This window comes from Coleofasciculus sp. H7-1, assembly GCF_057473865.1.
Window position 1 is genome coordinate 154,168 of sequence record NZ_JBYCCT010000034.1, and the last position, 19,654, is coordinate 173,821.

Here is a 19,654-nt window from a genome sequence, read left to right on the forward strand (position 1 = left end):
CTCTAGTGAAATTTTATCTCCAACAGCTTAACTTCTATTCAGGAGGAAACTGCTGCTCATTGACGATGGTAAACTCCGAAGAAACTGAGCCGTAGGAACGAACTTTGTCAAGGATTTTTACTAATTCCCTTGAACCCTTCCGGGTAGAAATCTTCTGTCGAGACCTTTTTTGAAAATTAAATACTTCTATGGGACCTGGTTCGCTAGGATTCTCGCAGGCAAAAACTATCTCGGAAGATGAAATAAATCCTAAATAGGAATTGCTTTCAAATCCTTCACAATTAGAAAAAGCCAATATTTTATAACTGTTAAGAGTATCTACAATTAGATGATTAACCCAAGAGTTATTCAATCCATCGAAAACATCTAATCTTAGCACTAAATATCTATCGTCTGGGGAAAAAGAAACCGGATTGGCAATAACGTAGTTATGAATATTGTTACTTAAGCCAAGAATGTCTCCTAGCCTTTTTTCACTCAATATCCCCTCCTTTTCAATTACTAATTCTCCAATAACTTTATCGGCCGTGTTGGGATTACATTTAATCAACAAGTTGTCGTTTCTCCGACTGTTGAATTGACCAACTCTGCTAATATTCATATTCAGATAAACTGAATTGATGCCATTCGGTGAGGTCAACTTCTGGGATTGATAGCTAACTTGCGTAGAACCCTGACAATTTCCATTCAATCTGCTAATAATTTCCCGACTTAAAGTGGCAAAATCGGAATCTTGAGCCGATAATTTATTAACATAGCTCGAAAGAAATCCCAGAATAATTGCAATATAAATTAACGTTGATTTTAGCGATCGCATCCGAAATTCTCTCCAAAAGCAGCTAAGTCGTTCGCAGACGGCTATCATGCTGCCAGTTCTAACTCTAAAACGATTATCCTGACAACCGGATGGCAGAGCATTGCGGCGATCGCGCGTTCGTGAAAGCGGGTGTTCCTCTAAATGTGGCTCAAAGTGGCTCAAATACCATCTGAGGAACCAGCAGATAGCCAGTTTCTGAGGCAAGCAGGCAGCCTATACCCAAAAAACGACCATCTTCATCGTGAAGCCGCAACTTTCCCTCTTCAGCGCCCGTCAAGGCAGGAAAGGAAAGGGGGCGAAAAGGAATGCGCTGACCTTGGCACCAGGCTTTAGCGTCTGTTGCTTGTAAGGTGACAGCTGGGAGATGCCCCAAAGCCGCCGACGCTAGAATTGGGTGAAACGTTCCTTGTTTGAGCTGTTCTTCCAATTCTTCAAAAGTCAGGCTATCTGCTAGCTGGAAGCCGCTACTCTCAGTGCGAGTCAAGGCAGCCAGGGTGCCGCCGGTTGCACACGCCGAACCTAAATCGCGAGCGATCGCTCTAATATAAGTTCCAGGGCCACAAGCGATCGCTACATCTAATTCGGGAAAATCGCGATCGCGCCACTCCAATATTTCTAGCTTATAAACTTCCACTTCTCGCGCTGGAACTTCAATAATTTCACCCGCCCGTGCCCTATCGTACAGGCGTTTTCCCTCAACTTGAATGGCGCTGTAACTGGGCGGCACTTGCTGAATTTTCCCCTCAAATTTCTTTAGCGCTGCTTTCACTTGTTCTAAGGTTAATTCTGGCACTGGCTGGGCGCTGATAATTTCCCCTTCCAAGTCATCAGTCGCCGTGCTTACCCCCAGTCGAATCGTCCCCCGATAAGCCTTATCCTGCCGCAAATATTGCAACAGCCGCGTCGCCTTACCCAGCGCAATTGGTAACACCCCAGTCGCAGCCGGATCTAAAGTTCCCGCGTGTCCCACACGCTTGAGGCGCAAGAGTTTTCGCACCTTGGCGACACAATCGTGAGAAGTGAATCCAACTGATTTGTTTAAGTTAAGAAATCCTTGCATTTAATCCTATAAGTTTTTAATTAGTGGCACTGCCACAGAAAAGCAACTTGTTCCTTATGTTTGGGGCATTGGATGAGATATCCTGCGCCCATATCTCCCCATGTATAAAGAATATTATCTTCTGAATCAATTTGAAAAATAAATTGATTCATTTTGTAGTTACAGCTAGGACATGGATATTTAGAAGATTGTACCCAACCAGGATCTGTGTAGCCGCAATATTCCATTCGCAAAGGTGCTTTGTGTTTTCCTTTGTGTCTTTGCGTTTTTGTGGTTCATTCTTCTTAAACTTTAGCGCTATAAGGTTCGCTCGACATACTTTAAGGGGTGGGAGATGGGATTGGCTGAGCGGCAGAAGTATTGCTGACTCCCTTCAACTGTTCCTCTGTCAAGGACTGAATCAAAATCAAAGGGATCTCATCTTTACTGATAGATTGAGCGTAAGAAGCATTCAGATATCGTTGATATTCTGGCTCGTTAGAAACATAGGTTTTAAAAAAAGCTAAACTCAATGCTTTCACATATCCAAAAGCAGTCACGGGATTTGGTCCCGCAACTTGCGGAGGAATCTTGACTATACCAGTACCTTCAAACGCTTCTCCTAAAGTGGAAAAATGCGTTGCCTTTTTCATCAAAACCAGATATTTGTTGGGTGTTGTCAACCAGGTGAAGGGTTGAATTTGTTCTGATAAAGCGGGTGCAGCGGTATCGTTACTGCTGGAAAATAACATCACCGGAATTTTGATGTTGCTCAGCTCAGTTTTTCCGAAGATGCTACTATCAACTGGATTGATCGCGATCGCTGCCTTAATTCGCTCATCCTGCAACTGATAATCAACTTGCGGCAACAGCAGCGCCCGACATTGGAGCAACAGCGACAGATTCAAGGAATTATCTATGGCAGCGCAATCTTTTTGGAGTTTCTCAAAATTAATTTCTGCACCAGCCAGCGCCAACGCCGTGTAGCCGCCAAACGATTGACCAAGGACGCCGACTTGTTGCATATCCAGTCGCCCTCCATAAGTAGCTGCCAGTTGATCCAGCAAATATTTCATATCCAGAGGACGGTCAACCGCCTCGCTGGGAGGAGCCGCATCGCTCGTCAGACCGCTAATCAGAGCCTGCAATTGCTCGGAATTACTGCCTGGATGCTCTGGTAGAGCCACTGCAAATCCATAGGAAGCTAGGTGTTTCGCCAGATAGCCATAGGATAAGCGATCGCTTCCCAGCCCGTGAGAGATTACAATTACGGGTGCGGCTCGTCCGCTCAACTGAGGCAGATAAACATCGACTGGGAAGGTACGGCTGCGGCTGAGGTCATTGAGCGTCAGCGTTTGCATTTCCCAGCTTAGGGGTCCTGGTTCCTGTAAATCTCGCCCTGCGGGAATATTAGACGGTATTGCCAGTGGTGACGCCTGAAATGGCAACTGAGTTGATGACTGAGTTGAGATTTCAGCCAAGGCTTGCTGTTCAACGGCAGCGATCGCTCCTTGCGTTTTCCCGATCAGGTTGCTCAGATCGTCAATAATCTCAAACCCCCGATCCGAATTAATCCGAATTGCGTAAGTCGGGAACTTTCTCAGTACATTCAGTGGCGTCAACCCTTCCGGATCGGCAGCAGCTTGAATTAAAGCAGCTCGAATTGCATAAAAACCCGGTTGAAACGCTTTTGTTTGAATAATTTCGCCCACTCGTCGCAGCAGAATTTCCCCCTGCGGCGTGTAGAGAAATTGAGCCACTGCCACCGGATTCACATTCGCACGAGTTTGCAAAATCCTCCGTAACTGCTCCATTTGTTCTGGCTTGAAAAATTGAGCATAAAACCCTAAATCCTGATTAATTTTGCCTTCTCTGGCATATTCTTCCAGCGCCGAAACGGGAAGAGATAACTGTATAGGTCCATAGGAAATAAATATTTCTTCAGCACTCAAAACTCGACTCGGCATCAAAGTCGTTACAGAAGGTAAAACCATTCCCAGGCAGAGACTTGGAAGACTTAAAAGCAGGCGTTTAATCAAAGGATTGGTAATCCGGGGTGCAGGCTGTCTTTGCACCCCACTTTCCCAGCCTTCTTCCCTTTTCCTTTGCCTAAAATGCCTCCTCGAAAGACTCAATCCCGTCCCATCTTTCATCTGTTTCCCGTTTTTGTAATCTCTGACAACGTTTAACATAGAGGCTAGCCGCTTTATCCTGATTATTTTGCTCTAAGACGTTCTTGAAAATTTGCTCCGCAGAGGCATACTTTTTACTGTAATAGAGATGGATTCCCCATTCAAAGGAGCTTCTGGTTTTGCTTTTTAGTTCTAAATTCTCTAAGCTAACACCATCGAAAACTTCAAAAATAGGCGATAAATCTTTACGACCTTTAATATGGACTTTATCCAAAAACCTATAATTATATTGGGTGGGATCTTCTAAACCCAGCAAAGTCTTTTCACTAATAATAATAGAAGCTCCGTAGACTTTGGTCAAATCTTCCAGGCGAGACGCCAGATTCACAGCATCTGAAATCACTGTCCCTTCCATACGCTGTTCATCTCCAATCGTGCCCAGCATCAAACTGCCGCTATGGACGCCAATGCCGATAGCAATAGGCGGTAAATTGTTTTTTTGGCGTTCCACATTATACTGCAAGACTTGTTTTTGCATTTCAATCGCTGCCCGCAAAGCATCTTCAGCGCTTTCCGGAAAAAGCGCCATCACCGCATCTCCGATATATTTATCTATAAAGCCATTATTATTCCGGATAACTGGACTCACCCGACTCAAGTAAGAATTAATAAAATTAAAGTTCTCTTTGGGTGACATCGCCTCTGAAAGGCTAGTAAAGTCACGAATGTCAGAAAAGAGAATTGTCATTTCTTTCTGTACTTGGTCGCCCAGCTTTACATTAACAATACTTTCTTCTCCCAGTAAACTAATAAATTGCCGAGGCACAAACCTACCATAAGCAATATTTATTTTGGAAAGCTCAAGATGAGTCTTTATTCGCGCTATCAGTTCGTGTTTTGAAATAGGTTTAGTTAGATAATCATTGGCTCCAGAACCAAAAGTTTCTAATAAATTAGCAACGCTATGCGCTTCTGTCACAATCACAATCGGTAATTCATTCGCGGGGAAAGTTTGGCGAATTATTTTGCAAACTTCATAGCCTGACATCTTTGGCATCATTACATCAAGTAAGATTAAGTCAGGCTTTAAACCTTGCTCAATGGCTTCTAAAGCAGCTATACCATCCCTTGCTTGAAAAACGGTATAATTTTCCAAATAGAGATAATTGTTAAGAATCTGAAGATTAACCGGATCGTCATCTACAATTAAAATTTTAAAGTTTCCCTCTTGGGGTGCAGGTTGTAGGTAATTTTGTAACCTTTCAACCTGGAAGTTTTCAATCTTAAACTCCTTCAAACTGACCTCTTGGAAAGGAGTTTGTTGTACAACTTCTAACTTTTCTGACAGCGGTAGCGTAAAAGTAAACCGCGAACCTTTTCCTAGGGTGGACTCTACGCGAATTTTGCCGCCATGCAACTCCACCAGTTGTTTGGTAACTGCAAGCCGGATGCCCGTTCCCACGTAAGGTCTAATAATAGATTCTTCGGTAAGTTCAAAAGCATCAAAAATGGTGTCCAGTTTACTGATTGGAATACCGCTGCCGGTATCTGCAACCGTAATTTCCATGTAATTATCCACAACCAATGACAACACTTCTACACCACCTAGATCAGTAAATTTAATCGCATTACTAACTAGATTATGCAAAATTTGTTGAACTCGATTTTCATCGGCATATACCAGTGGGGCTGTAGGATCAATTTGATTAATCAAATGCAAAAATTTGATATCTGCGAAAGGTTTAGAAAGAGTTAAAACAACATCAATAACTTCTCGCATTCCCACTGGCTTGAGTTTTAATTCCAGCGTTTTATGTTTAAGTTTTTCTAAGTCAACAATATCGTTAACCATATTTGCTAGCCGCTGACCGCTTTGAACAATCATTAACAAATTTTGCTCTTGGATTTCCGATAGTTGTCCAGCCGCTCCCTCTAAAAGAGAGTCGGCAATGCCGATTATTCCATTTAAAGGGGTTCGTAGTTCTTGGGAAGTATTGGCTAAAAATTCATCCTTTAGTTGGTTTATTTGCAATAAATCTTTATTTTTAGATTCCAGATTTTGGGCATAATCCCGTATCTCAGTTACCATCGAATTAAAGGCATCTGCCAGTAGTCCCAGCTCATCTTTGCTTTTAACATCTATAAAGATGTCAAAGTTGCGATCGCATACTTTCTGAGCACCTTCTAGTAACTGTTCAATCGGGTATCCCAACCAACGCGCCAGCAAAAATGCGACTAGCAGTGACAGAACTAAACTAATACTGATAATACTAATGCAAATATACCGTAATTTCTGGACTTGATTGATTTCGTTGGTACCGTCGTACTCCAAAACTAAAACAGCGATTACTTGCTCTTGCTCATCTTTGATGGGAATTGCTGCTTTCAGAAAAGTCCCAACTTTATCAGTGTAAAATTTTTTCCCTGCTTGTGCTTCCCCTTCAAAAGCTTGTTGCAGTTCTTTTTGATCAGTTGCGTATATATTACCAATAGAGTTTTCTTTCTGAGCTAGTGTGTTTTCGTAATCGGTATGAGCTAGAAATTTTACAATTTGATATTCAGGTGATTCTGGTATGCTAACGATAAGATAGGTTGAGCGAATGAGCGGAATATCGACTGTGGCTTCCGGTTCCTGTCTCAAAAATCTCACTGGAAATACTTTTCTCCGGCTGCTATTTCTGATTTTTATCAAAATTTTCACAAGGTCTTGATAATCCTGGGATTTTATATATTCTTGGGCAATTTTAGGCAGCAAGGAAGCAGTGATTTCTCCAGGTTCTAGCGTCCTTATTTTTTCGCTGACAGGCAGAGAATTTTTTTCAAGAGACTGGCGAAGCCGCTGAATTCTTTCTTTTTCGTCTTGCTCTAATAAAGATGCTCCTTGACGACCTACATCTTTAAGCCGTTCTGACATCTGGTTCAAAACAATTTGGTTTGTTTTTGAGTAGAAAAAATAAACGCTAGTGCTAGTGACTCCAACTGAAAGAAGCGAGATAGCCAGTCCTATTTTCACCGCGAAGGGAAATTTCATATTCGGGATTCTAGAAAAGTTATATTTCTGTGATATTTCTAATCATTTTTCTGAATCACCCATTACCTTAGTAAATATACTTAATCGGCTTAAGGTTATACTAAAAATTTTAAGTGTAATCAACCTAACCGACATACATCAGTTTGTTAATTCTTGCAACCTAATTTCTGGGTAGGGGAAACAGGCTGAGCATTCCGCTCACTTTTTTGACTGGGAGGAGACAAAGCGAACCTTTACCATACCGACGCCTTTATTGTGGTTGATTTTGTCTTTATTGTGGTTGATTTCTAGGTTGAAAAGATATTTTTCGAGAATTGGGGGTGAAAGAGACTGGGAAGCATAAATTTGGGATTTACAACTCTTTATTAAGCTGCTGAGCAGAAAAAACATTTACCCTTGAAACCCGTTAATTTCTGCAAAAATGGGTTGCTAGCCCGAAGGTTTTACCCCAAATGTCGCCGGGAACCCGCCTAGTTACTCATGAACTTGTCCTTACAATTGACAAAACTCCTGAACCCTTGAAAAATCGTAGGTTGGGTAACGCGATCGCGTTACCCAACAAACTGCACCAGTGCTGAGTAACGTTGCCTCAAAGGGAGCCTACACATCCGAGATTTGGATAGTCTTTCAGCTACAATCCTCTGCCACAGCTAAGTCGATAAAAATCTGGTAGGGTTTTAAAACGGTATAACAAGAGCCAAGTTGAGTCAAAACGACGCGATACGTTAGGACTCACGCTACAAGAACGCATTTTACTTCACTCATCGGGGATAAAAATGGAAGCATTGAAAGGACGAGATTTCCTAAGTCTGGCAGACCTCAGTGCTGAGGAAATGAAAGAACTTTTGCATTTGGCAACCCAGCTGAAGACGCATCAGCTAAGTTGGCGCTGCAATAAGGTGTTAGGGCTGTTGTTTTATAAAGCGTCTACACGGACTCGCGTCAGCTTTTCAGTGGCAATGTACCAACTGGGCGGTCAGGTGATAGACCTTAATCCTAATGTTACCCAGGTGAGCCGGGGAGAACCGTTGGCGGATACAGCACGGGTGTTGGCTCGGTATCTAGACATCCTAGCGATTCGGACATTTGAGCAGCAGGATCTGCAAACTTTTGCGGACTATGCCAGGATTCCGATTATCAATGCGCTGTCGGATTTAGAGCATCCCTGTCAGGTTTTAGCTGATTTGTTAACTGTTCAAGAATGCTTTGGAACGCCAGATGGGCTGACTTTGACTTATCTGGGAGATGGCAATAATATGGCTAACTCGCTGCTTTTGGGCGGCGCGTTGATGGGGATGAATGTGAGAATTGCTACACCTGCGGAGTATCAACCCGATGCGGCAATTGTAGAGCAGGCGAAGAAGATTGCACAGGGGAACACTGAGGTCACAATTACTAACGATCCCGAAGCTGCCGCCAAAGGTGCCCACGTGCTTTATACCGATGTTTGGGCAAGTATGGGGCAAGAGGAACAGGCGGATGCCAGAATTCCCATTTTTCAACCTTACCAGGTGAACGAGCAGCTGTTGAGTATTGCCGATCCTGATGCAATTGTGCTGCATTGTTTACCTGCTCATCGGGAGGAAGAAATTACCGATGCTGTCATCGAAGGTTCTCAGTCGCGGGTTTGGGATCAGGCAGAAAACCGAATGCACGCGCAGAAAGCTTTGTTGGTCAGTCTTTTGGGAGCAGATTGATAATTTGTTAATCGCTAATCGCGAATGGCTAATAGCTAATTGTTTAAAAACCATGATTCTATTAACCACTGGACAGACGTAGATTTTAGTAGTACGAATGTTCTATAGGACGTAGATTAGTATCCCCCTATTGTTTTATGGAACCCCTAACTGATGCTCAACAGCAACTTTATAATTGGCTGGTGGAATATATCGGTCAATATCAACACGCGCCTTCAATTCGGCAGATGATGTGGGCAATGGAACTGAAGTCGCCAGCGCCGGTTCAGAGTCGCCTGGAACACTTGCGTGCGAAAGGCTATATTGACTGGACGGAAGGAAAAGCCCGCACGATTAGAATTGTGCGCTCTGGTGCGGGTGGAGTGCCGGTTTTAGGAGCGATCGCTGCCGGTGGTCTTGTCGAACCTTTCACCGATACTCTCGAACAGTTGGATTTGTCTTCCCTGTTTCGTCAGCCAGATTATTATGCCCTTCGGGTGGTAGGAGACAGCATGATTGAAGACCAAATTGCCGAAGGCGATATGGTGATCATGCGACCCGTACCCGAACCGGATCGGGTGAAAAATGGCACGATTGTGGCAGCACGAGTCGAAGGACACGGGACAACTTTGAAACGCTATCACCGTCAGGGAGAGCAAATTACGCTCAAACCCGCGAATGCCAAATACGACCCCATTAAGGTAAAGGCTAACCAAGTGGAGGTGCAAGGTGTCTTGGTAGGCGTCTGGCGCGGCTATGATGCTGCCATAAAATCGGTATCTCGAAGGCGATAGCACTGTTCGCGTTACCATGCCGCTAAGTCTCCGGGAAAAGGTTTCTCTCTATGGGATGATGTCTCAAGTCACAGGAGTTATCTGAGCTAGGGAGCAGCCTTTTTAGTCGTGAAAGCAACTCAACCCTTCTTGCAAGTTTTCCAGAGTCGCAAGCTGGCGTCTCTGCTGTTATTAGGTTTTTCGTCAGGTTTGCCCCTTTATCTAACTAGCAGAACTCTGCAAGCTTGGATGCAAGACGAAAAAGTGGATTTGGCATCAATTGGGTTGTTCAGCTTAGTTGGCTTGCCTTATTCGCTCAAATTTCTCTGGTCGCCGTTGCTCGATCGATTTGTACCGCCTTTTTTAGGACGGCGGCGGGGTTGGCTAGTTTTAACTCAAGTAGGGCTGTTGTTCGCGATCGCGGCAATGGCCCTCCAGCAGCCACGAAACGCCCTGCAATTTCTCGCCATCAATGCCTTAATCGTTGCTTTTTTGAGCGCGACTCAGGACATTGCCGGTGATGCCTACCGTACCGATGTGCTAGAAGTACGGGAATTAGGTATAGGTGCATCAACTTGGGTTTTAGGCTATCGAATTGCCATTCTGGTGACGAGTGCCGTAGCGCTGATTTTGGCAGATCGAATCCCTTGGTCAGGGGTGTATCTACTGATGGCAGCTTTAATGGGAGTCGGGCTAATTACCTCTTTCTGGGCACCTGAACCGAAAGGAAATAGCGATCGCCCACCAACCTCTTTGACTGATGCCGTATATCTACCTTTTGAAGAATTTTTTCGGCGACTAGGACTTGGTGCAGGTAGCCTCACTCTGCTGTTTGTCTTGCTCTACAAAGTGGGTGATGCCTTAGTCGGAAATATGGCAACCCCATTTTTGCTAGCGATAGAATTTACCAAAACTGATATTGGGGCAATCCAGGGCGGCATGGGCTTCTTAGCCACAACCGTTGGTGTAATCGGTGGCGGACTCATCGTGACTCGGATTGGCATCAATCGCTCCCTTTGGCTCTTTGGTGCCCTGCAAGCATTCAGCAATCTCGGCTATTTTGCCCTAGCAACCGCAGGCAAAAATTACTCTTTTTTAGTGCTGGCAATTAATCTCGAAAATTTATGTGCCGGATTGGTAACAGCCGCCTTTGTTGCCTATTTAATGAGTCTTTGTAATCAACGCTTTTCCGCCACTCAGTTTGCTTTACTCTCCAGTTTGATGGCAGTATGCAGTATCATTCTTGCTGCTCCTGCCGGACACTTAGCAAAGGCGACAGGTTGGCCTGGGTTCTTTCTAATTTCTTTAATTGCAGCTTTACCTGGATTATTGCTGTTGCCCTTTGTTGCTCCCTGGAATCCGCGCTTTGTGCCAGAAATACCTAGAGAGGCACTAGATGATGAAGACGATGACTCTCAACAGTTGTAGGATAGAAACAGAAAGCTTAACAAATCTTAAGCACAATTCTTAGAAAAGTCTTTTGCTATGACTATCCTTCGTCAGTACATTGCTCCATTGATTGCGGTGTTGATCTTTTTTGTGGCGCTGGTGGCAGTTAGCGCCCGCATCTTTTTACCATCTGATATGGCAGCACCCGCACCTATTGAGGAAGTCGATTCCCCAGGGGAACGCGCTCAGGCACCGGCATCTGATTTTAGCTTGGGAATGATGGATTTAGGATTCATCTCTAATCTAAAATCGATAGTCTAAAATGCCCTGTCTGTTATTGCCTGGTTATCAGCTGCGCGAAGGATCGAGTCTGAATCGAGCAAGTCTCGTGAAATTCATGCAGCTGACTTACCAAGAGCTTTTTCCAGAACAAAAAGATTTTTCTCATCTAGCGGAAACGGTTGAGCAATACTTTTCTAAAAAAACACCTCTGTGGTGGGTTGAACTAAAGGAGGAAGGAGGAATAAAAAAGGAGGAAACAGATTCTTCGATTCCTGGCTCATCCGTTCATCATCCTTCCCAAGTGGCTTGTCTTTGGCTGGGGAATGCCGTGGATCAGGTAACAGGCGATCGCCATGCCCACATTTTTTTGCTCTATGTCTTGCCAAAACACCGTCGGCGTGGTATAGGAAAAGCTTTGGTCAATCATGCCGAAGACTGGGCGCGGGCAAGAGGCGATCGCCAAATGGGTCTGCAAGTCTTTCAAACCAATCAACCCGCTTTGAATCTTTACCGCCGCCTCGGCTACCAAACCCAGTCTTTGTGGATGCTGAAACCGCTGTTTCCTGAGACACCGCAGCCATAAGGAAGACCAACAAAGCTATTTTCTTTTGGGCCGTCCAAAGCCTTTTGCCTGTTTCTTACCTTTGCCCTTAGAAGCTTTTTCAGGCACACCAGGAACGCTTTCCGTCTCTGGCAATTCCTGAGCTTCAGATGTTAAAGAAGGGTTTATTTGCGTCTGCGGCTCGGCATTTTCCTCAACAACATCAGCGGCAACAAACTGTTTCCCACAGTCTTTACAAACATATCTTTGCTTGTTTTTATAGTGCCCATTTTTCCGAACCTCAGTAGCGCTGCATTTGGGACAGATAATCTGAGGCGTCTCCATTTCTGGGGCTTCTGAGGCGGTTGCGGGTGCTGATTCTACAGCAGGTTCGTTCTGGTCGTCTGCTTCTGGCTGCTGGTTGAAAACAGCTACCACTGCCTCAAACGCCGATGCTGCTCTATCTAATAGAGTAGGCTGAGGGGCGTCTCGTTCATCGTTGGGAGCGATCGCCTCCTCCGGCGACTCACCAGCAGCCATCTCCTCATCTGGTTGAGCTGACACTGGAGCTTCGGCGGTTGGTGTTTCGGTTTCGACTTCCGATTCCCTGGGGATATCTTCGACTGGAACGGGTGTAGCCGCTGATGTTTCGGCTTCGGCTTCTGGAGGTGCTGGTTTTAGAGCAGGCTCTTTTTGGTCGGCATCTGGTTTGTCGAAAACAGAAACCACTGCCTGAAGCGCCGCCGCCGCCCTGTCTAATAGAGTCGGTTGTTGGGGATCTTTTAGTTCCTCTTTGGGAGCGATCGCCTCCTCTGGCAACCCAGCCTCAGCAGCAGTCGTCTCCTCAGGTTGAGCTGACACTTCCGGTGCCGCCGTTGGAGTTTCAGAGATTGCTTCAGAGATTGTTTCTGGGACGGCGCTGGGCGTCTCCTCGACTGGTTCGGGTACGGGTGCTTTAGCTTCCGTCTCTGGAACTGAACTGGGCGGTGGCTCAACTTCCGGTGCCGCTGCTGGAGTTTGGGCTTCTGCCTCTGGAACTGAACTGGGCCGTGACTCTACTTTCGGTGCTGCGACAGCTGAGGAAGCCGTAGAACTCGCGTCTACTGGCTTCTCCCAGTCAGATACTGGAGTGGTAGGCTGCCAGTTGGGGTCAGGCTGGGGAATTTTGAATGCTATAATTTCCGGCGGTTGCGATCGCGTTAGTTTGGCAGGAGCCAGTCGGCTGATGCGATCGCCGAGATTTTCCGCGATCGCATAGGTCACGGGAAGCACCGTCGCTTTCGAGACTGCCTCCCGCACCAACCCGGTAACGTGTTCGGACGGATCGGGGGCAGGTCCAGAAGCAGGTGGAGGAGCAGATGGCACTGACGGTGATAAATTGACCTGCGGCAATGGCATCACCGGCTGCTGAGATGGGTGGGTTGGTCCCAAGGCGGGAACGAATCGAATGGAACGAACCATCCGGCGATATGGCTCTAGGTGGTCTGTCACATTACTCCCCCTGTTATCAAGCATCACAATAGAAGGCTCTTGGTGTCGTGTACTATACCAAATTCAACTTTTTGATCGGGTCTAGCAACTCATAATGTTAGTTTTCTTAACTTTCGTGCCTCTCTCAAGCAGGCATTGCCAGTAGAGACTAGAGGAATGGGAGCGGTAGTGGTACTTTATTCAAATATGTATGACGACGATGACGATTTGAGCTTACTCGATCCAGAGATAGAGCTAGAAAGCCCCCTGGATCAAATAGAGCCGCTCGATGCCGACGGGGAGAGCCAGCCTAAACCAGATCCAGAAGCGATGCTGGCACTGTTGGTGGCTCCTGAAACGCAGCAACGGATGCTAGCAGCACGAGCTTTCTGCGAACTACAGGATGAACGGGCGATTCCTCATTTAATCCGCTTGCTGAGCGACCCCTGCCCGTTGGTGCGGGTGAGCGCTGCTTATGGGCTGGGGCGCAATCCCAGTTCTACAGCCGTAGTGCCATTGATTACCCAGCTCAACCACGATTGGAATGGCTACGTCCGCAAAGGCGTTGTTTGGGCTTTGGGAAACTGCCGCGATCGCCGCTCCTTAGAACCCCTCACTGACGCCTTAAAAACCGATATTTCTGCCGTGCGTCTGTGGGCAGCCAGTGGGTTAGCTCAAATGGCTGAACTGGGCTACGAAGCCATTGTGGCATCAATTCCACCCCTGATTGAAGCTTTAAGGCAAGACGCGATCGCCGCAGTCCGTAGCAACTGTGCCTGGTCGTTAGGACAACTCTGCCGCGAAATGCCTTCTAATGCCGTCTACGCCGGTGCCATTGATGGATTAATTGAGGCATTCGCAGAAGATGAAGAGATGGGTGTCCGAGAAGATGCTAAAGCGGCACTTTTGAGAGTCGGCGATCCACGAGGTCTTCAGCTAATTGAAACCTTAGAACAGGAAGGACTGGTTTAAGCGGACAAAATTACGCTGGAGAACTGCGGATTTCATCCAACTTTGCCCGCACCGCTTGCATATCCTGCCACATCAACCATTTGGGGCTGCCCGGTTCGCGGGCAGGATTCCGCAGCAGGTAGGCTGGATGGAGAATCGGCATACACAGGCGTCCTTCCCACTCGATCCAAGTGCCGCGAATTTTAGTAATGGCTCTTTTATCGCCAGTCAATCCTTTCACTGCTGTAGCGCCCGTTAATAGAATAATTTTCGGGTCTACCAGGCGAATCTGTTCCCACAAATAAGGTTTGCAAGCGGCGATTTCATCGGGGGTGGGTACCCGATTGGCGGGGGGACGGCACTTATTAATATTGGCGATGTAGACATCCTGTTCTGTATTTAGCTGCACCGACGCGAGTATTTTCTCTAGCAACTGTCCCGCTTTCCCGACAAATGGCAAGCCGGTTTCGTCTTCATTTCGACCGGGCGCTTCCCCCACAATCATGATGGGTGCCTGGAGATTGCCGCGTCCAACTACAGCGTGTGTACGGGTGTCTCCCAATCGACAGCGATGGCATTGGTTGCAATGCTCACTCATCTGAGCCATTGTTTGATAGGTGCCAGCAGGAATGGGAATTTTGGCACTTGTAGGAATCAGTTCTGGTGCTTGAGGCTGGGGTGTGGCAGATTCGCTAATCCCTGAAGTGTCAAAAAGGCTGAGTTGGTCTTCGCTGGGCATGAATTTGGCGGCTAGTCTATTGTTTTTCCGAAATAATCTTAACAATATTGACACTCCGCTGACCTAAGCCGGAAGGTCGCCCTTCCGACTTAGGTCAGCATGGGGCTTCCGCCCTCTGAGCTTCCGGTTATTCTCAGGCTAAAGGTGGCTTCACACTTTCCCTTTGATAGTTCATACTTTGGATGGACTCTCGATTCCTGACTTATTTGGCGAAAATCAGCCATTATAGAGGCGAGCGCACTGCCAACTTCTGGAGGGTGCCATGTCATCTGTCCCCATTTTTCGCGATCGCATTACTGCCGGTGAGCAGCTAGCTCAGCCTATTCTGGCAGAGATTAACCAGCTCCAAGCTCAAGGATTGAGCGTTCAGCCTATCGTTTATGCACTGCCTCGCGGCGGCATTCCTGTGGCTGTGCCGGTGGCACGCTGTCTGGGTTGCCCGGTGGATATCATTGTCGCTAAAAAAATTACTCGTCCCGAAAACCCAGAACTGGCTATCGGTGCTGTCACGTCAGATGGGCACGTCATCTGGTACCAGCCAAAGCGATCGCGTAAAGATGAAGAAAATAATCAGCTGCGGGAAACGGCGCTGCACCAAGCCCAAGAAAAAGCTGCGGCGCTATACAGTCAGCTTTCTCCTAGCTGCTTGTCCGTGAGTCCTCGCGGTGCGATCGCTATTTTGATTGACGATGGCATTGCTACCGGCATGACAATGGCAGCCGCCGCTTATGCTTTGAAAGCCCAAGAACCCGCTGCTGTTTGGGTTTGTAGTCCAGTGGCACCGATAGGATTGAGTGATTGGCTATTATCTTGGAGCGATCGCGTTATTATCCTCCAGACGCCCGATCCTTTCCTCAGTGTCAGCCGCTTCTATGAAGAGTTTCCCCAAGTTGAGACAGAAGAAGCCCTCGCTGACTTGCAGCAGCACAATCAGCAGATTTTCCCCGGCACTCTCCCGCCAGATGCGCCTCTGAGCAGATAGCCAAACTGTTTAATTTTGATTATCTTAGCTAGTAGTCCGGCATTGATAATTTTTTTATTAGCGATTAACTAACAGTTAATTGCTCATCGTTAATGGCTCTTTTAACAACTAACAACTGATCGATGAGACCTTTACAATTTTGGTGGCGCACTTTAGTTTTTTCTAGCCAGTACAATCCACCTTGGTTCGTTGAGTTGCTGATGACTGGGTTAGCCATCGGTTTACTGATGAGCTGGGAAATTACCAAAGACTGGCCTTATTTGGTTTTAAGTTCAAGCTACGCAATTGGAGCTGCTATGTCAATGTGGGTACGCGAAAGTCTCATGCCCTCGCCCCATTTACGGATAATGCAGGTTCTCGCAGTCCTGTTACTAATCTATAGTTTTTGTAGCTTTTCTGACTTAGCTGTTTACCTAAAGTAATCTGGGGCTTAAATTTAGATTCTAAAATCTAAATTTCCACACCATTTAATATTTTAAATTATGCAAATTCAAAAAACTCAAGCGATGCACCCGCCTAAAAAATCAGCTAAGAGTCAAAGATGCTAACAAATAACAAATGCCTGGTGAAGAATTAGCCGATTTCCTAGGGGATCGTAGGCATAGATTTCTCTGCCATGAGAAGCTATAAAAATTTCTCCTGGTGGTGGGTATCCGAGGGCGGTTAGGTGAGAAATTGTCCCTTCTAAGTCAGTCACTTCTAAACACAAACTCATTCCATTTTTAGCTGAGTTTTCAAACTCTGAGAAGTGCGTTTCCTTGGGTCTAAAGATTCCTAGTCGCAATCCAGGTAACTGAAATTCAGCGTAAATATTTGGGATGTATGGATTCGGGTTTTGGCTGAGCAAATTGGTATAGAAAAGCACCAAAAGTTCAATGTCAACGGTTGCCAAAGTGACGAGTGCGGTGGTGCATTGGAAAATCATATTTGCCAGTAATCGCTTGGAAAAAAGGCAGGGCTGTTTCATTCTCTAAAAGCTATAATCTGCCAGCCAGGGGTTGAAACCCCTGTCTCATAGCTAAAGTCGTCTAAAGACGACTGTACATTAGTATTTGAGTCGTCTTTAGACGACTTGGGCTTTTAGCCCGTGGACTTAAGTCCCTGGCGGGTTTCAGGAGAATGAAATAGCCCTGGAAAAAAGGTTAAGCCTTAATAAAGTAAATAACCTATCTAGAGACAGGTGAAAATAAACTAACAAAAATATTAATTCTGAGAAGAAATGAGAGAAATCAGCCGGGTAAGCCCATGCCAGATGCACATGATGATAACGCAGCGGAGAATCGTCGCCAAGAGATTCTGAACTGGAAGCGCAGGCAGTTTCTGCAACGACTCGGCGTTTTGGGAGTCGGAGTAGCGATCGCCGATCGGATCTTGCTACACCCACACCAACAAGTCAATGCTGAGACGAATCTATCGCCAACCTCTCAGGCGACACCGATAAAACCAGGCGAAATCCCGCGCCGAAAACTCGGACGTACTGGCGTAGAAGTTTCGGCGCTGACACTTGGCGGCTTTCATCTAGGGGTTCCGAAGGACGAACAAGAAGCGATCCGGATTGTTCAGGAAGCGCTGGATGCTGGTGTCACCTTTATGGACAACGCCTGGGAATATAACGAAGGCGTCAGCGAACAACGGCTGGGTAAGGCGCTGCAAGGTAGGCGGGATAAAGCTTTTGTGATGACAAAAGTTTGTACCCACGGACGCGATCGCCAAGTCGCCATGCAGCAACTAGAGCAATCTTTGCGGCGTCTCAAAACGGATTATATCGACCTGTGGCAAGTTCATGAAGTCGTCTACGACAACGACCCGGAAAGGCATTTCGCTAAAGGGGGTGTCATCGAGGCTTTAGATGAAGCCAAGCGGCAGGGTAAAGTTCGGTTTGTCGGCTTCACAGGTCACAAAGATCCGGCAATTCACCTGAAAATGCTTTCCTATGATTATCCCTTTGATACTGTGCAACTGCCGCTGAATTGTTTTGACGCCAGCTTTCGCAGCTTTGAGAAGCAAGTTCTCCCAGAACTCAACAAGCGCGGGATTGCCGCTATTGGCATGAAAAGTCTCGGCGGTGGGGGCGAACCGATTAAAGCAGGCGTTGTCACCGTTCAAGAAGCGCTACGCTATGCTATGAGCCTTCCCGTGGCGACGACGGTGAGTGGGATTGACTCGCTACAAGTGCTGCGCCAGAACTTGAATATTGCCAGGGGTTTCACGCCGATGACGGCACAGGAAATGCAAGCAGTGCGATCGCGTTATGCGACCTATGCTGCTGATGGGCGCTTTGAACTTTACAAAACCTCAAAGAAGTACGACGGGCCACCGGGTAGAGAACAGCACGGATTTCCACCTAAAGAGCAACTCGAAACTTGAAGCGTTACGCTAGCTTTTAGGAGGGTTCTCTGATTGATTAAAGACAGGTGGTAATTGGAAAATTTGGAGTGATGAGTTTTGAATAAAGCATTTTAAAATCAAAATTAAAAACGCGCTACGAAGAGCAAAACTCTCTATTTACTACCCCTCTTGCCTGCATCAGCACTGCCCACCAAAACTAAAGTTTTGAGGAAAACTGCTATGACTGCTACGCTATCTATGCCCAGTTTTCTGGAGTCGAATCTTGGTAAAGAAGCAGAAGACCTCCTGACTCACAAAGCGAAGGTTTCCAAAGATTTACTGCATCTGCCGGGACCTGATTTTGTAGACCGAATTTTTGCCGCCAGCGATCGCAACCCGCAAGTGCTGCGGAGTCTCCAGCAACTGTATTCGAGTGGGCGTTTAGCCAATACTGGCTATCTTTCCATCCTGCCAGTAGACCAAGGGATCGAACACTCAGCCGGGGCTTCTTTTGCACCCAACCCGATGTATTTCGATCCTGAGAATATCGTCAAACTAGCGATCGCTGCCGGTTGCAATGCCGTTGCCACCACTCTGGGCGTTTTGGGCATGGTTTCTCGCAAGTATGCCCACAAAATCCCCTTCATTGTCAAAATTAACCACAATGAATTACTCACCTACCCCAATCAATTCGACCAGATAATGTTTGCCTCCATTGAGCAAGCTTGGAATTTGGGGGCAACTGCGGTCGGGGCAACGATTTACTTTGGTTCGGAGGAATCCACCCGCCAAATTCAGGAAGTCAGCCAAGCTTTTGAACGCGCCCATGAATATGGGATGGCAACCATCCTTTGGTGCTATCTCCGGAACAACGCTTTTAAGCAAGACAAAGACTATCACGTAGCAGCGGATCTCACGGGTCAGGCTAATCACTTGGGCGTGACCATTCAAGCAGACATCATTAAACAAAAGCTCCCTGAATGTAACAACGGATATGTGGCGGTTGCCAAAGTCACGGGTCAAAGTTACGGCAAAACCAACGACCGGGTTTACACCGACCTGACGACCGACCATCCGATTGACCTCACCCGCTACCAGGTGCTGAATTGCTACTCTGGTCGCGCTGGATTGATTAATTCTGGAGGTGCGTCGGGTAAAAACGACTTTGCCGAAGCCATCCGCACCGCCGTAATTAACAAACGGGCTGGGGGTACTGGATTAATTTCCGGTCGCAAAACCTTCCAGCGTCCGTTTGAGGAAGGAGTGAAGCTATTTAACGCTATCCAAGATGTTTATCTGTCACCAGATGTAACCATTGCTTGAGCGAATAAGCCCGGAGTCTGTTAAGGTACAACGACACTAAAATGGAAAACTTTGTGTTTCCTTAGTGCCACCCGTGCCTTGGTGGTGAATCGTCAGGATGCAGGTAAGAACCAGGAATCAGTTGAAAAAGTAAAAAAAATGGCAACAGTAGAGCCTGATTGCAGGATACTCTGAAAGACTA

Annotated in this window: 16 protein-coding genes and 1 pseudogene; 10 read left to right on the plus strand and 7 right to left on the minus strand. The window is 46.5% G+C overall.

Annotation, left to right across the window (positions count from 1 at the left end):
* Positions 1–34 precede the first annotated feature (34 nt).
* From AC2VDX_RS09050 to AC2VDX_RS09065, 4 genes are all read right to left on the minus strand, one after another.
* Positions 35–1,021, minus strand: coding sequence for a hypothetical protein (locus tag AC2VDX_RS09050; RefSeq protein WP_378182482.1), 987 nt, complete (start codon positions 1,019–1,021; stop codon positions 35–37).
* On the minus strand, positions 966–1,877 hold the full coding sequence (gene truB / locus AC2VDX_RS09055) for a tRNA pseudouridine(55) synthase TruB (RefSeq protein WP_378182485.1): 912 nt from the start codon (positions 1,875–1,877) through the stop codon (positions 966–968). The genes AC2VDX_RS09050 and truB overlap by 56 nt, the downstream gene beginning before the upstream one ends.
* 320 nt (positions 1,878–2,197) lie before the next feature.
* Complete coding sequence (locus tag AC2VDX_RS09060; protein WP_378182488.1) at positions 2,198–3,931, minus strand: alpha/beta hydrolase; 1,734 nt, start codon at positions 3,929–3,931, stop codon at positions 2,198–2,200.
* Positions 3,932–3,965: 34 nt separating this feature from the next.
* Entirely contained in the window at positions 3,966–7,019 is a 3,054-nt protein-coding gene (locus tag AC2VDX_RS09065) for a response regulator (protein ID WP_486928139.1), read from the minus strand.
* A gap of 776 nt (positions 7,020–7,795) precedes the next feature.
* Between AC2VDX_RS09065 and argF the strand changes: the two genes are divergently transcribed.
* The 5 genes from argF (at position 7,796) to AC2VDX_RS09090 (ending at position 11,722) form a co-directional block, all read left to right on the plus strand.
* Positions 7,796–8,716 carry an ornithine carbamoyltransferase gene (gene argF, locus AC2VDX_RS09070; RefSeq protein WP_378182494.1) on the plus strand — a complete coding sequence of 307 codons (921 nt, stop codon included), beginning with the start codon at positions 7,796–7,798 and terminating at the stop codon, positions 8,714–8,716.
* A gap of 137 nt (positions 8,717–8,853) precedes the next feature.
* Entirely contained in the window at positions 8,854–9,489 is a 636-nt protein-coding gene (gene lexA, locus AC2VDX_RS09075) for a transcriptional repressor LexA (protein WP_378182496.1), read from the plus strand.
* A 108-nt stretch (positions 9,490–9,597) separates the two neighbouring features.
* Positions 9,598–10,896: an AmpG family muropeptide MFS transporter gene (locus AC2VDX_RS09080; protein WP_378182499.1), complete on the plus strand. Its 1,299-nt coding sequence runs from the start codon at positions 9,598–9,600 to the stop codon at positions 10,894–10,896.
* Positions 10,897–10,953: 57 nt separating this feature from the next.
* Entirely contained in the window at positions 10,954–11,178 is a 225-nt protein-coding gene (locus tag AC2VDX_RS09085) for a hypothetical protein (RefSeq protein WP_378182501.1), read from the plus strand.
* A gap of 1 nt (position 11,179) precedes the next feature.
* Entirely contained in the window at positions 11,180–11,722 is a 543-nt protein-coding gene (locus tag AC2VDX_RS09090) for a GNAT family N-acetyltransferase (protein ID WP_378182502.1), read from the plus strand.
* Positions 11,723–11,905: 183 nt separating this feature from the next.
* On the opposite strand, the pseudogene AC2VDX_RS09095 reads toward AC2VDX_RS09090, so the two are convergent.
* Positions 11,906–12,025, minus strand: a pseudogene (locus AC2VDX_RS09095) (transposase); the annotation flags it as partial.
* Between the two features lie 1,332 nt (positions 12,026–13,357).
* On the opposite strand from AC2VDX_RS09095, the gene AC2VDX_RS09100 reads away from it, so the two are divergent.
* Complete coding sequence (locus tag AC2VDX_RS09100; RefSeq protein ID WP_378183042.1) at positions 13,358–14,122, plus strand: HEAT repeat domain-containing protein; 765 nt, start codon at positions 13,358–13,360, stop codon at positions 14,120–14,122.
* A 10-nt stretch (positions 14,123–14,132) separates the two neighbouring features.
* On the opposite strand, the gene AC2VDX_RS09105 is transcribed toward AC2VDX_RS09100, so the two are convergent.
* Positions 14,133–14,840 (minus strand): uracil-DNA glycosylase, encoded by a 708-nt coding sequence (locus tag AC2VDX_RS09105; RefSeq protein WP_378182504.1) that lies wholly within the window; start codon positions 14,838–14,840, stop codon positions 14,133–14,135.
* Between the two features lie 262 nt (positions 14,841–15,102).
* Between AC2VDX_RS09105 and AC2VDX_RS09110 the strand changes: the two genes are divergently transcribed.
* The gene (locus tag AC2VDX_RS09110; protein ID WP_378182506.1) at positions 15,103–15,822 is read left to right on the plus strand and encodes a phosphoribosyltransferase; all 720 of its coding nucleotides are present in this window, start codon (positions 15,103–15,105) and stop codon (positions 15,820–15,822) included.
* Between the two features lie 122 nt (positions 15,823–15,944).
* Positions 15,945–16,244 carry a hypothetical protein gene (locus AC2VDX_RS09115; RefSeq protein WP_378182509.1) on the plus strand — a complete coding sequence of 100 codons (300 nt, stop codon included), beginning with the start codon at positions 15,945–15,947 and terminating at the stop codon, positions 16,242–16,244.
* 122 nt (positions 16,245–16,366) lie between these two features.
* On the opposite strand, the gene AC2VDX_RS09120 is transcribed toward AC2VDX_RS09115, so the two are convergent.
* Positions 16,367–16,747: a VOC family protein gene (locus AC2VDX_RS09120; protein ID WP_378182512.1), complete on the minus strand. Its 381-nt coding sequence runs from the start codon at positions 16,745–16,747 to the stop codon at positions 16,367–16,369.
* A gap of 320 nt (positions 16,748–17,067) precedes the next feature.
* Between AC2VDX_RS09120 and AC2VDX_RS09125 the strand changes: the two genes are divergently transcribed.
* Both AC2VDX_RS09125 and AC2VDX_RS09130 read left to right on the plus strand, forming a co-directional pair.
* Positions 17,068–18,189, plus strand: coding sequence for an aldo/keto reductase (locus tag AC2VDX_RS09125; protein WP_378182515.1), 1,122 nt, complete (start codon positions 17,068–17,070; stop codon positions 18,187–18,189).
* A 201-nt stretch (positions 18,190–18,390) separates the two neighbouring features.
* Positions 18,391–19,473 (plus strand): class I fructose-bisphosphate aldolase, encoded by a 1,083-nt coding sequence (locus tag AC2VDX_RS09130; protein ID WP_378182518.1) that lies wholly within the window; start codon positions 18,391–18,393, stop codon positions 19,471–19,473.
* Positions 19,474–19,654: the final 181 nt, after the last annotated feature.